The following is a 15,322-nucleotide window of genomic DNA, read 5'->3' as shown; positions in this document are numbered from 1 at the left end:
TGAAAGGAGTGAGCACGTTGAGAAGGTTTTTCGTGTCCACGTTAATCACAGTTCTTTCTCTGGCTCTGATCGTGTTCATGTACGGCAACAGTTCCAGCAGAGTCTATAGGGATGGGACCTTCACCGCTGTCTCTCAGGGCGACAAGTACGGATACGCGATGGTCACCGTGACGCTCGAGAACGACAAGATCAAGAGTGTGGCGATCAAAGAATTCGACGGTTTCGGAGTCGAGAAACTCTACGAGGTTTACGGTCAGTTCTTTCCAGCGATAAGAGAAGCGCACGAGACCTTGGCCAAGCGCATCGTCGAGGCGAACAGCTATCAAGTCGACGTCTTCACAGGTGCCACTGGTACATCCAAAAAGGTCATGGAAGCGGTGAAGTTCGCGCTGGAAAAGGCGAAGATCGAACCGAGCAAGACGAAATACTTGGACGGCACCTTCATGGGCGTCTCTGACTTCACGGCCAGAGGTCATGCGGTGGCTTGGGTCACGATCGAGAACGACACGATAGTCAAAGTTGTGCTCGAAGAAACAACACCCTCGGTGAAGGACGGTAAAACCGTTGTGGATGCGGCTGGAAGAACGGTATGGGTTTTCAAAGGTGGAGATTATCCTTGGCCAGAATTTCACGAAGCGAAGACGGCCATAACGAAAGCCGTCATCGAAAAACAGACGTATCAGGTGGACGTGTACACGGGGGCGACTTCCAGCTCGAACAAGTTCATCCAGGCAATTCAAAGGGCTTTGGAGTGGGCCAAAGCGCGACAGTGAAGCAAAGATTTTTGGAAAGGGCGCCTCGGGGCGCCCTTTTCGTTTTATACTTCAACTTGGAGGTGTCGAAGAGTGCCACTCTACAGATACGTCTGCCCAAACTGCAAGGAAGAGCAAACTTTCTTGATGCGAATGAACGATGAAGATCCAAATTGTCCAAAGTGTGGCTCGAAAATGGACAAACAAATACCCCGGGTGCAGCTGAAAGGTGTGGGTGGTTCTTCCTGCACCTCCAACAGTTGCTCGGGTTGCTCGTCTTGTAGTTCGCGCTCTTAAGGGGGAATGACGTGTGGAGATCAGCTATCGTGACTTGATATACAGACTCGATCATATGCCCAGCTTCAAAACCACCGAGGAAATAGAGCCGGCACACGGGTTCATAGGGCAAGACAAAGCAAGAAGAGCGATCGATCAGGCTCTCGAGATAAAGGGGAAGGGGTTCAACGTCTTTGTTGTTGGGTTGCCTGGTACGGGTAGAAGGAGTTTCGTTAATTCTTACTTGAGACAGATCGCCGCGAACATGCCGACACCCAAGGACTGGGTGTACGTCTACAATTTCTCGAACCCATCGGAGCCCGAGGCCATCTCTTTGGAAGCGGGCAGGGGAAAGATCTTCAAGCAGGATATGCAACGGCTCGCGGATGAAGTAATGGAGGCGCTGGAGAAGATTTTCGAGAGCGACGAGTACGCACGGAGAAAGTCCGAGCTCGAGGACGAGTACATGCAAAAGAAAACACAACTCTGGGAAGAGTTGAAGCAGAAGGCCTCGGAGCTGGGTTTCGCAGTGCAGATAGCGCCCACCGGTGTGGTGACTGTTCCCGTCTACGAGGGAAAGCTCCTGACTCCAGACGCATTTGAAGCGTTGCCAGATGAAGTCAAGCAGGTCTTCAACGAAAACAGCAGGAAGTTGAAACTTATCGTTGAGGGAACGCTTTACAAGTCGCGCAGGCTGGACAGAGAGTACAAAGAAAAGCTCATGGCTCTGGACAAAGATGCGGCTCTGTTCACCGTTGGAGCGATGTTCGAGGAACTGAAGAATCAGTACGAGTCCAACCCGCACATCGTACGCTACCTTTCGAACGTTCAGAATGATATACTCGAGAATCTCGCACAACTGCGCAGCGGTGATGAAGAGGTCCGGCAGGCTTTCAAGAAGAGATACTCCGTGAACCTCATCGTCGACAACTCCGCGGTCGTCGGATCACCCGTGGTCTTCGAGAGAAACCCCACTTACGCGAACCTGGCCGGCAAGGTCGAATACTACAGCAAGGGTGGTATGCTGTTCACGGATTTCACGATGATAAAACCTGGAGCTTTCCACCGTGCGAACGGTGGCTTTCTCATACTGGAAGCTGAAAACGTGTTGAGGTATGCCTATGCCTGGGAATACGTGAAAAGATGCTTGATGACCGATCAGATCGTCGTCGAGAACCTGGAGACGGCCCTCGGACTTTCCAGCATAGTGTCGCTCCGGCCACAACCCATACCACTCAACGTCAAAGTGTTTCTGATCTGTTCACCCAGACTGTACTATCTGTTACAGATGTACGATGAAGATGCGGAGAAACTGTTTCGTATAAAGAGCGAGTTCGACTGGGAGATGGATGCGAGCAGGGAAAACATTCAAAAGTACCTCGGCTTTGTTGCTTCCACTTGTTGTAGATTGAACGCACCACATCTCGAAAGACAAGCGGTGGAGAAACTCATGTGGTACTCTGCGAGACTTGCAGGTGACCGAAACAAGCTTTCCATGAGGCTCGGTGAGATCAGCAGCCTTGTGAGGGAAGCGTGCACCGTTGCGATGAAAAGAGGTTCGAACGTGGTGAAGAGAGAGGACATGGTCGAGGCTATAAGGCAGCGCGAAGAAAGGGTGAATCTGCTCCAGACGAAATACGACGAACACATCAAAAATCGCGATCTGATGATAGAAACAAAGGGCAGTCGTGTCGGACAGATAAACGGTCTTACAGTGATAGATCTGCACGATCATTCCTTTGGTGTACCTGTGAAGATCACTGCGAAGGTTCACGTTGGTGAGCGTGGAGTCATAGACATCCACAGGGAGGTCGATCTGAGTGGTAGCATACACAACAAAGCTGTCCTAACGATCGAAGGATTCTTCAGAGAAAGGTATTCCAAGCACGTTCACTTCAGTCTCAATGCGACTTTAAGTTTCGAACAGGTCTACAGCGTTGTGGAAGGCGACAGCGCTTCGGTGGCGGAAGTACTCGCTTTGATTTCGGCCATCGCCAACGTGCCTCTGAGGCAAGACATAGCGGTGACCGGTTCGATGAACCAGCACGGTGAGGTTCAGCCAGTTGGTGGTGTCACAGAAAAGGTGGAAGGTTTCTACAGGGCTTGCAAGCTCCGGGGTTTTACCAAAACGCAGGGTGTGGTGATACCGAAAGCGAACTTGAAGAACCTCATCTTGAAGGACGAAGTTCTTGAAAGTGTCAAAAAAGGTGAGTTCCACATCTGGACGGTGGAACACATAGACGAAGCGATCGAATTGCTCACGGGTAAAAAGGCCGGTCGAACTACAAAGACTGGGGGCTTTGAGAAAGGCTCGGTGAACTACTTGGTGGTCCAAGCTCTAAAGAGAGCTGAAAGGATGAAAGAAGCCAAGAAGACCAAGAGAAAGAAAAAGAGTCACTGACCTTTGAGACGTTTTTCCAAATTCATCTCCGCTATGGATTTCTGTAGATAGAGTGGTTCAACCTCGTGAGGTTTTCTCACCACGTTCGCTTTGAAATTCTGCATGACCTCGTGCAGGAGAAACTCACCCCGTGGATATTGGAGTTCTTTCTTGCCGACGAGAGCGACCGATTCGAACATGTGGGCTGCGTCTCCGACCACGACGGGATCTTTGAAGTTTCTCAAAATATCGAACGCTTTCTCAATTTCCAACACGCTCGGTGCGAGAACTTCTTGAAGGCTTCTGTAACAAGAGATGTAAACGAAACCTTCTCTTGCCTTCTTCACTATGACCACGTCCTGCTCACAACCAGAAAGATTCATGGCAACGACTTTTGAAGAAACAACTGGAACGATGGGTTTAGACGTGACGCAAGCCATGGCCTGAACGAACGCTAAGCCTATCCTCAAACTCGTTAAACTACCTGGCCCGATGCCACAACCGAACACGTCGATGTCTGAAACTTTCACATCGCAGAGTTTTAGAAAATCGTTGACCAAAGGCGCAAGTTTCACCGCGTGTTTCTCAACACCAAAGTAGTTCATCGAATAGAAATTCTGTCCGTCGGTGTAGCCAACACAGATCGCCTCTGTGGACGTGTCCAGAGCGAAGATTTTCATTCGAGCGTATCCTCCAACCTCTCCAAGATTCTTTCAACGGAATCGATGGACAAGAAGATCAACCCTCGTTCCTGAAGTGAGTCTAAGGTCTGTCCTTCGCGTGAGACGAGGATTCTATCATCCTCTTGGATCAGTTTCGCGTCTGGAACAAGGCGTTTGCAAAGTTCTTCAAAGCCTCTGGGAACAAAACTGTTCGGCAGAGCGAGCAACAAGATCTTTCCACCAGCAGAAACGTAGTCCACCAACACATCTATCTCGAAGTCGTTCAGATCACTCGTTTCTGCAAAAGCACCCTTCTTTGGAAATGGAAGGATCACGAGAATGGCTTGTGGAACCCTTTTGAAGTATCTGTTGTTGAGAACAACTTGATAACCTTTTCTCTCAAGATATGCCTTCACGGTCTGCAAGAATTGTGGATGGTCGTTCTCGTGGGAAATATCGATCAATACAGGCTCTTTCTTGATCTCGACCTCGCTTTTCCAGCCAATCAAATCGTTCACGAGGATCGTGACGGAGTGTTTTCCAACATCGAGACCGCTGAAATCCACCGCAAAGCTCTTTTTTTCCTTTCCAGTGATGCGTTCTTCAAAGTTCTTCTCTAACCCTCCAACCTTGACGGTCAGTCTGACATCGCTCGCATCGCTCGAGTAGTTCACAAGATCGAAGAAGATTCCCACCGTGTTTCCTTGTACCCTCGTTCTTTCGTTGACGACGTATACCAGTGATTGCTTCACCCATATGGGTGAAGAGACGATCCTATCTCCATCACATTGGACGGCGAGCACGTAGTACCATTCGTTGATTTCCTTTGGTTCGAGCACAAGATCGATTTGAAACTCCTTTTCGTTCACTTTCCAGACTCTCTCCACACCGTGTTTGGAGATCAATCTGATTTCGTCGAAGGACTCAGTGTCTTTGAGAACAATCTTGAAGTTCAAACTCTTTTCTCCGAACAGGATTGAACCCATGGGATGCGAGTTGCATTCAAAGATCAATTTTGCGTTTTTGTCCTCGCTGGCATAGACTCTCCTTGACCAGAGGGCTTCCATTATCGCTTCGAAGCTCAACTCTTCGGCCAAGACGACGGTTCTGGTATCGTTTGCAGAGCCCCACTCTGCCCTGTGGTTGTCTTGGTTCGCCGTCGCGCCAAGATGCCAACCCTTTTTCAGTGCGAGTTGGTAATTTGAGAGCATCTCGTCTGTTATGGTCCTACCCCTCCAACTTCCATTTCCAACTTCTATGAGATTCATGAAATCGTCCACCAGTGGGTCGTATTCGAACTCGTTGAAGGTCCCAAAGGTTGATATCGGATGATTGAACTGCGCCAAGGCCCTCTTCTCGACGATCCATCTGTAAAGGCCCTTCAGGTCGACTTGGTTTCTGCTGATCCATTCATCTGTGCAGTAGACGTTTATGTGCCCGACTCCACCGGTCCATTCGAATCCCCACAGCGCGACGAATTCACCAATCTTAGTAGATTTCATGGCCTGTTCTTTCGTGAGAAGCAGTTTATCCAGGCCATTGAGCTTCTGTTCAAAGTAGTAGGCGTGGTCCGTGATCGCCTGAACGTGCACGTATCTTCTTGCATGTTGGAAAGCTTCTAAGGGTGTGCCGACCCCGTCCGAATAAGACGTGTGCGCGTGAATGTTGGCAAAATAGAAATTGTAGGCAAAGACGAAGATCGTCAGGGACAAAAGCACAAACAAGAAGATCTTTCTCATATCTATCACCCCGCATTCAGAACTTTTCTGAGAAACCTGCCTGTGTGTGAGCCCTCCACCTTCGCCACTTCTTCAGGTGTACCACAGGCAATTACATATCCTCCGTCGTCTCCACCCTCGGGCCCGAGGTCGATGATGTAGTCTGCGTTTTTCACAACGTCTAAATTGTGTTCTATCACGATCACGGTGTTTCCCTTGTCGACGAGCCTGTGCAAAACGTTGATGAGTTTCTTGACGTCTTCAAAGTGCAAGCCGACCGTTGGCTCGTCGAGGATGTAGATGGTCTTTCCCGTCGCTATCTTCCTCAGCTCAGAAGCGAGCTTTATTCTCTGGGCTTCTCCTCCGGATAAGGTTGTGGCAGGCTGGCCGAGCTTTATGTAACCGAGTCCAACCTCGTTGAGGAGGCTCAAGGTTCTATAGATCGTTGGAACGTTCCTGAAGAACTCCAAGGCTTCTTCCACAGACATCTCAAGCACTTCGTGTATGTTCTTTCCTCTGTATCTCACTTGCAGGGTCTCTTCGTTGTAGCGTTTTCCTTTACAAACATCGCACTCGACGTAGACATCAGGAAGAAAGAGCATTTCGATTTTCACAAGGCCATGTCCCTGACACGCTTCACACCTGCCACCCTTCAAGTTAAAACTGAACCTGCTTTTGGTGTAACCCCTCGCCTTCGCTTCGGGGGTCATCGCGAAGAGTTCTCGGATATCGTCGAAAACTTTCGTGTAGGTGGCCGGATTGCTTCTGGGTGTTCTACCTATGGGCGATTGATCTATCGCTATGACTTTGTCGACGTTCTCCAGACCCTCTATTCTGTCGTGTTCACCCACGAAAAGTTTGGTCCTGTAGATGGCGTTCATCAGGGCGGGATAGAGTGTGTCTATGATCAAGGAAGATTTTCCCGAACCAGAAACGCCGGTGACACATATGAAAGTGCCGAGCGGGAAGCTCACCGTTATGTTCTTCAAATTGTTGTGTCTGGCGCCGACGATCGTCAGAAATTTTCCGTTTCCTTTCCGACGAGCCACGGGATGTTCTATCTTCTTGATCCCTGCAAGGTATTGTCCCGTGAGAGATCCGTCCGGATTGTCGATCAAGCGTTGCACCGTGCCTGCGAATACGACCTTGCCTCCGCGTTCTCCACCGTACGGGCCAAGATCGACTATGTAATCTGCGCTCCTTATGATCTCTTCATCGTGTTCGACAACGATCACGGTGTTTCCAAGGTCTTTCAGTTTCTTCAGCGTGTTTATCAACCTGAGGTTGTCCCTCTGGTGCAACCCGATGGTCGGCTCGTCCAAAACGTATGTGACGCCGGTGAGTCCAGAGCCGATCTGAGTGGCGAGCCTGATCCTCTGTGCCTCTCCACCGGAAAGGGTGTTCACAGGCCTTGAGAGCGTGAGATAGCCCAGTCCTACATCGAGCATGAACTGAAGCCTTTTCTTTATCTCAATCAGCAAATCTCCCACGATTTTGGTTTCTCTGTCTGTGAGAGAGTTTTGCAGCTCTTCAAAGAAACTGTAAGCTTTTTCGATCGTCAAATTGGTCACATCGATGATGTTGAGTCCCCTTATGGTGACGGCGAGTGCCTCAGGTTTGAGCCTGTTACCGTTGCAGACAGGGCACACCTTTTGAACGATGAAGTTCTTTTCGATCCACTGCTTGATGTCTTCGGATGCGGTCTGCTCGTAACGTCTTTCGAGGAAATTCACCGCACCCTCGAAGTCCGCGTATCCGTAAAGGAGTGCCTCCTGAACGATGGTGGGCAATTCTTTGAAAGGCACTTTACTGGACGCACCAAACATCTTCACTATCTTTCTGAGAATGGGCATGTAGTACTCGCTTTGGCCGAAGGGAAGAAGCGCACCTTCCTCTATACTGAGATTCTCGTTGACCACGAGCGAGGGGTCTATTTGGAGATTGTAACCTAAGCCGTGACAGTTCGGGCACGCACCGTAGGGATTGTTGAAGGAGAAGAGCTTCGGATTTATCTCGGGAAGTCCTATGCCGCAGACTGGACACATCATGTGCTCGCTGAACATGAGGCTTTCGTTCGTGTCAACGTTCCTGATCTCGACGAATCCGTTGCTCTCTCTGAAGGCTATTTCTATATCGTCTGCAATTCTGTGTCTTTCCGTTTCCTCCAGAACAAGCCTGTCCACGACAAGCTTGATCGTGTGACGTTTGTTCTTGTCGAGTTCACCAACTTCCTCTATTCTGAACAGTTGTCCATCGACTTCGACGCGTACGAAACCTTTCGAGGCGAGATTCTGCAGTTCCTTTTTGAAGGTACCCTTTTTGTCGATTGCGATGGGAGAAAGCACGTAGATGCGTGATGATTGCGGAAACCTCGAAAAAACATCTTTGACGATCTCATCTATGCTCTTCTTCTCCACGGATCTGCCGCAGGAGGGACAATGGGGTTCTCCAATCTTGGCGAAGAGCACCCTTAAATGATCGTATATCTCCGTCGTAGTGCCCACCGTGGAGCGTGGATTGTGCGATGCGCTTTTCTGATCTATCGCGATCGCTGGGGACAAGCCTTCTATGTTGTCCACATCAGGTTTCTTCAATTCCCCGAGGAACTGTCTGGCGTAGGCCGAAAGCGATTCCAAGTACCTCCTCTGGCCTTCAGCGTAGATAGTGTCCATCGCGAGGGAAGACTTGCCAGAACCAGAGACACCCGTTATGACGGTTATCGTGTTCTTTGGTATCTCAACATCAATACTCTTCAGATTGTGCACACGTGCGCCCTTTATCCTGATGGAGTTCAAAGTGGTACTCCCTCCACGAACGATTATCTTCCACAGACGGTGAAACGATGTTGAAACTGCTTGAAAATTGTCTTAACATCAAACCCGGCCAGGCTCAACGAAATAAAACCCCCTGCGATGCAGGGGGTTTATCTTGGAGCGGGCGACGGGTTTCGAACCCGCGACCTTCTGCTTGGCAAGCAGACGCTCTACCGCTGAGCTACGCCCGCAATCTGGTGCGAGAGGTGGGACTTGAACCCACACGGACTCATCGCCCACTGGATTCTAAGTCCAGCGCGTCTGCCAGTTCCGCCACTCTCGCCCTGGTGACCCGCCTGGGACTCGAACCCAGGACCCCCTGATTAAAAGTCAGGTGCTCTGCCTGCTGAGCTAGCGGGTCAACCAGTCGACAGTGCAACTTAGATCTTACCACAGGTCCGAGACATTTTCAAGGGTCAAAAAAGATCTTCAAACTCTCTGCAACTTTTCGGCCAACTCTTTTATCGATTTATCCTCGTCGACTTGCCGATTGAAACCATGAACACCCAGAAGATTGTACTTCCTCTTCAAAGACCTGTACACGTCCTGCGGTTTCGTCACCTCCGAAACGGTCACGAGCAGGACCTTAGAAGGATCGAAATGGTCCAAGAACGACTTCGCCGCAGGTGTGATGGAACCTGCCCAGATCGGTGTGATCAGAACAATGCGATCAGATTCAAGCTTGCCCTCAACCTTGATCTTGGTTCGCTTTCCTGTGAGTGCGTAGAAACCAGCCTTCATGAAACCGAAGAAGCCCGACCAGTTCACATCGTCAATCATTCGTAGCGCGGGATAACCCGTCGTCTCCGCGAGCTTCTTGGCAATGCGCTCACAATTGCCGGTGCGTGTGAAGTAAACTATCATCCAGTCCATGCGATCACCGCAATGAATTATATCATTCCTGTTGCAGCTTGTACTGGATCGCCTCCGCCACGTGCTTGTAGTTCAGAGCCTCAGAACCCTCCAGATCTGCGATCGTTCTGGCCACCTTCAGTATCTTGTCGATGGATCTTGCGGAGAGGTTGTACCTCGACACCGTCAACTTCAACAGTTCTTCGGTTTTCTCGTCGAGCTGGACGAATCTCTTGATCAGTTTTGCGTTCAACTGCGAGTTGGTCGAAATGCCGATTTCTCTGTACCTTCTCTTTTGGATCTCTCTGGCCTTGATCACTCTTTCTCGAATCCTTTCACTCTTCTCTGAGGAATTCTTCGAAAAATATTCCTCAGGTTCGAGTCTTGGAAGTTGAACGAGAATGTCTATCCTGTCGAGTATCGGCCCGGAGACCTTCTTGTTGTACCTGACGATGTCATAAGGTGAACAGTTGCATACCGCCTTCGGATCACCGTAGTTTCCACACGGACAAGGATTCATCGCGGCGACGAGCATGAACCTCGATGGGTAGGTCACCGTCGTTTTCGCCCTCGCAACCGTGACGAAACCTTCTTCCAGAGGTTGTCTGAGTGCCTCAATCACGTCACGTCGAAACTCGGGAAATTCGTCCAAAAACAAAACACCATTGTGGGCCAGACTGATCTCTCCAGGCCTGGCATCGTTTCCGCCACCTATGATCGCAACAGTTGAAGCCGTGTGGTGTGGAGCGCGGAATGGCCTGGAGAGTTTTTTGATATCCGCTTGTCCAACGGCGCTGTAAATCGTCAGCACTTCCAAGGCTTCCTCATCGGAAAGCGGTGGAAGAATCGTACAGATACGTCTGGCGAGCATCGTTTTTCCCGCACCGGGGCTTCCTTTCATGAGCACGTTGTGCGCTCCAGCGGCTGCGACCTCGAGCGCCCTTTTCGCCAACGTTTGACCTTTCACGTCAGCGAAATCTACATCTTCATCGTAGGAGAATGGTGGCAGACCTTCGAACTTCACTGGTTCGTACTTGACGAGTCCGTTCATGAACTCAACGAGTTCTTTGATGTGCTCAAAGCAAAAGACCTTAAGGTTTTTCACCATCTTGGCTTCCGTCTCGTTCTCCTTTGGAACGACGATCGGTTTCGAGAAACCTTCTTTCGACAGCTGTGCGAGGATCGTGAGAACACCTTTGACCTTTCTGATGTGTCCATCCAGAGACAGCTCACCCACGCACAGAAAATCGCACTCGTTCAAATGTCCACAGGCTTGAAGTATTCCCATAGCCATTGGAAGATCTAACAGAGATCCTTCCTTTTTCAAATCGGCCGGTGCGAGGTTCACCACGATTTTGCCGTGAGGAAAGTCGAAACCGGAATTTTTCAGCGCACTCTTGATCCTCTTTTTACTCTCCTTGACGGCCGTGTCCCCCAGACCGACGATATCCACATCGTGTATCACGCTTTTTTTGTCTATGTCGACCTCAACCTCGACCAAAGACACGTTCAATCCCACGAGCGTTGCAGAGGAGAGCTTCGCAGGCATTTCTATCCTCCTTCACCAGAGTGGAATCCTTGCAGGCAAAAGGTGTGAAACAAGGAAACCAACACCGATCCCAGCGAAGGCTTCGATCCAACTGTGCCCCAGATCTTCACGAACGTACGGCCTTAGATTGACCGCGTCTGAGACCACGACCATAAGTAAAGCAACTGCAACCGCGGTGATGGGCGATGAGTATCCGACACACCTGCCAAGTGTAAAAGCCAGCCCGGACATCGCCGCGGCGTGACCTGAAGGCATCCCACCGTACTTCTTGAAGGCTTTCAAACTGCGGTGTGTGATGATCTTTATGAGCTGAGCGGTCAAAAAAGAAAGTACTGTAGCTACAAGTGGTGTGTTCTTGAACAGATCAAGCATGGAACAGAAAATGGACAACGTCTCCCTCCCTGATCACGTAATCTTTGCCATGAAATTTGACAGCTCCCGCTTCGCGCGCTTCTTTGAACGAAGAATAGCGAAGGAGTTCTTCGAAAGCGATGACCTCAGCCTTGATGAAGCCCTTTTGGATGTCTGAATGTATCAAGCCGGCGGCGTCGTACGCCGTGGTTCCTTCCGGAATCAACCAGCTTCGAGCCTCGTTCTTGGTCGCCGTGAGAAAACAGATGAGCCTGAGAGCTCGCTTGATGTGATCGAGAAATCTCTTTTTGAGACCCTCTTCGAAACCGTACGCCGAAAGCAACTCTTTCGCTTCGTCAAAGGGAAGCTCCCTCACTTCGCATTCTACCTGTGCGTTCACAACGATAGCTTCAGAAGATCTTTCTTTCGCCATCTTCTCGACGATCTTGTCCAGTTCCTGTTCCAAGCCCCATTCATCGACGTTCGCAACGTATATGACAGGTTTTTCTGAGAGCAAGAACAGCGAATCGAGAACAATTTGTTCTTGCTCGTTTCTTTCCAGAGTCCTTGCCGGTTTCCCAGATTCCAAATGATGCTTCAAGCGTTCAAGAAAATACAGCTCGAAGCGAGCATTTTCATCACCCGTTTTTGCTTGCTTCGCAATCTTCTCGATTCTCCTATTCACCGTCTCGAGGTCCTTCAACATCAGTTCGATCTCGACGACCTCGATGTCTCGTGCAGGATCAACACTTCCCATGGGATGAGAGACATCGTCGATCTTGAAACATCTCACGACGTGGAATATCATATCGACCTTACTTATGTGGTCCAAAAACTGGTTTCCCAAACCTTCGCCCTTGCTCGCACCTTTGACAAGGCCTGCGATGTCCACGATGTGGAAGAAGGGGTGGACTTTGTCCTTTGAACCCTCCAACTGTGCGAGCTTGTTGAGTCTTTCATCCTCGACGACGAGCACGCCCACATTGGGATCTATGGTGCAGAACGGGTACTTCTCGGCGGGAACGTTTTGGTTCGTGAGCGCGTTGAAGAGGGTCGATTTTCCACTGTTTGGAAGTCCAACGATGCCAGCCTTCTTCATGATTTCGCCTCTTTCGATTTGCTGTATTGATTGACGTAGTTCAGTTTCAAGTTTGCGACAACTCCTTCGAGCTCTCTCTTGATTTCATCGTCCAATTCGTCCTCGATTACCCTGAGCACGGCGTCCAGCACGTCGATTCCCAGACGCGCTTCCTTCAAGTCCTGTCTCAACTCTCCATACTCGTCCCTCGTGAGACCGAGCCTCGCCCAGCAACGCGCCGCGATCGTGTTGAAGAAAAGGATTATGAGCTGTTCCATCGAGAGTTTCACTGTTTCCTTTTCTTCCTCCTGCACCCTCTCACCTCCAGTACTTCTCAAAGACCGACAGGAAAATCTTACTTGTTTCTTCGTCTATGTTGCAGAGTCTTACGAGCTTCAAAGACGTGTTTTGATGCTCTTCGAGAAAATCTCTGATGGCTCTGCAGAAAACCTCCGCGCACTGATCCTTCGGAAAACCGAAAATACCACTGCTTATGGCTGGAATGCTGATCGAGCTGAGCGATAGCTCTTCGGCTTTTTTGAGAACGTTTTGCACCGCCATGTAAAGCTTTTCGTGCTCGTTCCCTTCGCCCCAGCGTGGTCCGACGACGTGCAACACGTACTTTGCCTTCAGTCTTCCAGCCTTCGTCACGGCGACTTGCGAGACGGGAACCGGCCCGTGCGTCTTCACGTATTCATCGCTTTCTCTTTGGATCTCTTCCCCTCCCGCGCGCACGATTGCTGCCGCGACACCTCCGCCGTGTTTCAGATAGGAATTGGCGGCGTTTACGATCGCCTCGGTGTCCTGTTTGGTTATGTCGTCCTGAACGATTTCGATGACAGTGCCCTGAAAGGTGAAACTCTTCAGGAGCATCGCACCACCTACTCGTAGACGATCTCGTAGGTCAGCTCAGCAGCTTTCTTCAACATTCCAGCGACGCTGCAGTACTTTTCCTGTGACAGTTGAACGGCCTTTTCGACCTGCTCCTTGAAAGGCTGGTTCTTGAACTTGAAGATGTACTTGAGGTGGATCTTGGTGTACACCTTCGGATGATCCTGAGCGCGTTCGGAAGAAACTTCCATCCTGAAGCTTTCGACCTCATCGAGCACTTTCATCTTCGAGAGGATCGAGACGACATCCATTCCAGTGCAACCTGTGAGTGCGACGAGAACCAATTCCATCGGGCTGGGACCGGCTGAAAGTCCTCCGCTTTCCTTTTTCGCGTCCATCAAGACTTGCCTTCCAGAATCGGTGTGTGCCAGAAAAGTCATTTTGCCGAGCCATTCGGTTTGCAAAGTCGAACACCTCCACTTATAATGATAACAGACAAATTCTGTGAGGAGGGATGCGCAGTGAGGAGATTTCTCTTTCTCGCTCTGGTGGTTTTGATTTCTGCGTTTGTTTTTTCTTCGCAACTGAACGTCGCTGTCCTTGGAGAAGTGAGATCTCTGAATCCTTTCTTGGTGAAATCCGCCGCCGAACGTATCGTCGTGGGTTACCTCTACGAAACGTTGCTCACCCAGCGATCAGGGCAAGTCGTCGGTGCGCTCGCGGAAGACTTTCAGGTTGACTTTTCGGACAACAGCCTGATCCTCAAGCTGAGGGATCGAAAGTTTCACGATGGTTCACCCGTGAGCGCCGACGATGTGGTGTTCTCGTTCAACTACATCCTTCAGAAGAGGTTGCCGTTGGGACCCATCTTGGCCTATTTCACGGGTGCTGAGAAGATCGATGAGAAGACCGTCAAGCTCAAGTTCAGAACGATGAACGTGTCGATGCTCTCCTTCGCACCCATGGCGATACCCATAATTCCAAAGTCAGTGTGGGAGAAGATCGAAAAACCGCTCGAATTTCCGAACATCGAAAGACCTATCGGTAGCGGTGTGCTCATGTTCGAAAAACTCACACCGCAGAGTGTGGTCATGAAATTCTTCAAGGATCATCCCGACGCCCCGAAACAGTTGGACGGCATGGTGTTTCACATCGTTCAGGACGAGACGATGGGATTTCTCGGCCTTGTGAAGGGTGATTACGACTATCTCTTCTGGAACCTCGATCCCGAGCTCGCAAAGCAGATCATGGAGAATCCGAACAAGTACCCGAACGTCAAGGTGGCACTCATCGAGGGTGGAGTCGTAAATGTGATTCTGTTCAACCACAGAAAGTTGCCCATGGACGATGTGAATTTCAGAAAGGCCGTGCTACACGCGTTGAACTACCGAGAACTGGTTGAAAAGGTCTACAGTGGGCTCGCAGACGTTGCATCGCTCGGTTTGATCCCAAAGAGGGCCAAAGCGGTCTACGATGAGAGCGTTGGACCTGTTCAGCAGAACGTTTCCATGGCGAAGGAACTTTTGAAAAAGAGCAATTACGATGGCAAAAAGCTGACGCTCTTGGTGTCTTCGGATAGGAAAGCCATGGACATGGCAGAGTACATAAAACTCTATCTGAAAAACGTGGGGATTCAAGTTGAACTCGACGTGCAAGGTCCAGAAGGTCTCACCACCAAGCTGAAGAAGGCGGATTTCGATCTCGCCCTGTACTCTTACAGTCTGGGAAGCCATCCGGAGATGGTGTTCTACCATCTGCACTCTTCCAGAGGTGAGATGAAGAATGGTCAAGTGGTTGGATTCAACTACGGTGGGGTGAACATTCCAGAGCTGGACAGCGCCTTACAAGCGATATGGATGGCGTTTTCCGAGAAGGACCGAGTCGAAGCTTTCTCAAGGTTGCAAAAGTTGCTCGCCGAAGTTGTCCCCGTCGTGCCACTGCTCGTACCGGTGGACATCGAAGCTTACAGTGTGAAGAACTTCACCGGTTGGGTCGTTTCTCCGACTGAGGGTGTGATGAACGTCGAGACGCTGAAATCGTTGAAGCCTGCAAGGTGATCC

General features: G+C 50.2%; 14 protein-coding genes and 3 tRNA genes. 4 read left to right on the top strand and 13 right to left on the bottom strand.

The annotated features are described in order from the left end of the window. Positions 1-17: 17 nt before the first annotated feature. The 3 genes from AJ81_RS02375 to AJ81_RS02370 all read left to right on the top strand — a co-directional run bounded on the left by AJ81_RS02375 (position 18) and on the right by AJ81_RS02370 (position 3,429). A complete protein-coding gene (locus tag AJ81_RS02375) occupies positions 18-773 on the top strand; it encodes an FMN-binding protein (RefSeq protein ID WP_031503725.1) in 756 nt (251 codons plus the stop codon). Between the two features lie 72 nt (positions 774-845). Beyond that, positions 846-1,049, top strand: coding sequence for an FmdB family zinc ribbon protein (locus AJ81_RS11090; RefSeq protein WP_031503724.1), 204 nt, complete (start codon positions 846-848; stop codon positions 1,047-1,049). Between the two features lie 13 nt (positions 1,050-1,062). Then, positions 1,063-3,429, top strand: a complete 2,367-nt coding sequence (locus AJ81_RS02370) for an ATP-binding protein (RefSeq protein WP_031503722.1) — start codon at positions 1,063-1,065, stop codon at positions 3,427-3,429. Here the strand turns inward: AJ81_RS02370 and tsaB are convergent. The 13 genes from tsaB to AJ81_RS02305 all read right to left on the bottom strand — a co-directional run bounded on the left by tsaB (position 3,423) and on the right by AJ81_RS02305 (position 13,726). Continuing rightward, positions 3,423-4,088: a tRNA (adenosine(37)-N6)-threonylcarbamoyltransferase complex dimerization subunit type 1 TsaB gene (tsaB, locus tag AJ81_RS02365; RefSeq protein ID WP_031503720.1), complete on the bottom strand. Its 666-nt coding sequence runs from the start codon at positions 4,086-4,088 to the stop codon at positions 3,423-3,425. The two genes, AJ81_RS02370 and tsaB, sit on opposite strands and share 7 nt — an antisense overlap. Next, a complete protein-coding gene (locus AJ81_RS02360; protein WP_051368811.1) occupies positions 4,085-5,809 on the bottom strand; it encodes a CehA/McbA family metallohydrolase in 1,725 nt (574 codons plus the stop codon). Before AJ81_RS02360 ends, tsaB begins: the two co-directional genes overlap by 4 nt. A 5-nt stretch (positions 5,810-5,814) precedes the next feature. Further along, a complete protein-coding gene (gene uvrA, locus AJ81_RS02355) occupies positions 5,815-8,583 on the bottom strand; it encodes an excinuclease ABC subunit UvrA (RefSeq protein ID WP_031503716.1) in 2,769 nt (922 codons plus the stop codon). 134 nt (positions 8,584-8,717) lie between these two features. Further along, positions 8,718-8,792, bottom strand: a tRNA-Gly gene (locus AJ81_RS02350). A gap of 4 nt (positions 8,793-8,796) precedes the next feature. Then, positions 8,797-8,884: transfer RNA gene (locus AJ81_RS02345), tRNA-Leu, on the bottom strand. A gap of 2 nt (positions 8,885-8,886) precedes the next feature. Continuing rightward, a tRNA-Lys gene (locus AJ81_RS02340) sits at positions 8,887-8,962 on the bottom strand. A gap of 68 nt (positions 8,963-9,030) precedes the next feature. Beyond that, the gene (locus tag AJ81_RS02335; protein ID WP_031503714.1) at positions 9,031-9,474 is read right to left on the bottom strand and encodes a flavodoxin family protein; all 444 of its coding nucleotides are present in this window, start codon (positions 9,472-9,474) and stop codon (positions 9,031-9,033) included. A gap of 22 nt (positions 9,475-9,496) precedes the next feature. Beyond that, positions 9,497-11,002 (bottom strand): YifB family Mg chelatase-like AAA ATPase, encoded by a 1,506-nt coding sequence (locus AJ81_RS02330; protein ID WP_031503711.1) that lies wholly within the window; start codon positions 11,000-11,002, stop codon positions 9,497-9,499. Between the two features lie 12 nt (positions 11,003-11,014). Further along, a complete protein-coding gene (locus AJ81_RS02325) occupies positions 11,015-11,392 on the bottom strand; it encodes a divergent PAP2 family protein (protein WP_096325174.1) in 378 nt (125 codons plus the stop codon). Then, positions 11,367-12,452, bottom strand: coding sequence for a redox-regulated ATPase YchF (gene ychF, locus AJ81_RS02320; RefSeq protein WP_031503708.1), 1,086 nt, complete (start codon positions 12,450-12,452; stop codon positions 11,367-11,369). The genes AJ81_RS02325 and ychF overlap by 26 nt, the downstream gene beginning before the upstream one ends. Continuing rightward, on the bottom strand, positions 12,449-12,745 hold the full coding sequence (locus tag AJ81_RS02315; RefSeq protein ID WP_231845402.1) for a DUF1844 domain-containing protein: 297 nt from the start codon (positions 12,743-12,745) through the stop codon (positions 12,449-12,451). Before AJ81_RS02315 ends, ychF begins: the two co-directional genes overlap by 4 nt. Before the next feature lie 4 nt (positions 12,746-12,749). After that, a complete protein-coding gene (locus AJ81_RS02310) occupies positions 12,750-13,304 on the bottom strand; it encodes a macro domain-containing protein (RefSeq protein WP_031503704.1) in 555 nt (184 codons plus the stop codon). Positions 13,305-13,312: 8 nt separating this feature from the next. After that, positions 13,313-13,726, bottom strand: a complete 414-nt coding sequence (locus tag AJ81_RS02305) for an OsmC family protein (protein ID WP_031503703.1) — start codon at positions 13,724-13,726, stop codon at positions 13,313-13,315. A 57-nt stretch (positions 13,727-13,783) separates the two neighbouring features. Between AJ81_RS02305 and AJ81_RS02300 the strand changes: the two genes are divergently transcribed. Beyond that, positions 13,784-15,319: an ABC transporter substrate-binding protein gene (locus tag AJ81_RS02300; protein ID WP_031503701.1), complete on the top strand. Its 1,536-nt coding sequence runs from the start codon at positions 13,784-13,786 to the stop codon at positions 15,317-15,319. Positions 15,320-15,322 lie beyond the last annotated feature (3 nt).

The sequence above is a fragment of the Pseudothermotoga hypogea DSM 11164 = NBRC 106472 genome (genome assembly GCF_000816145.1).
Lineage (GTDB): Bacteria > Thermotogota > Thermotogae > Thermotogales > DSM-5069 > Pseudothermotoga_A > Pseudothermotoga_A hypogea.
Note: the sequence above shows the minus strand (reverse complement) of the source record. Positions and strands in the feature narration are given on the sequence as shown.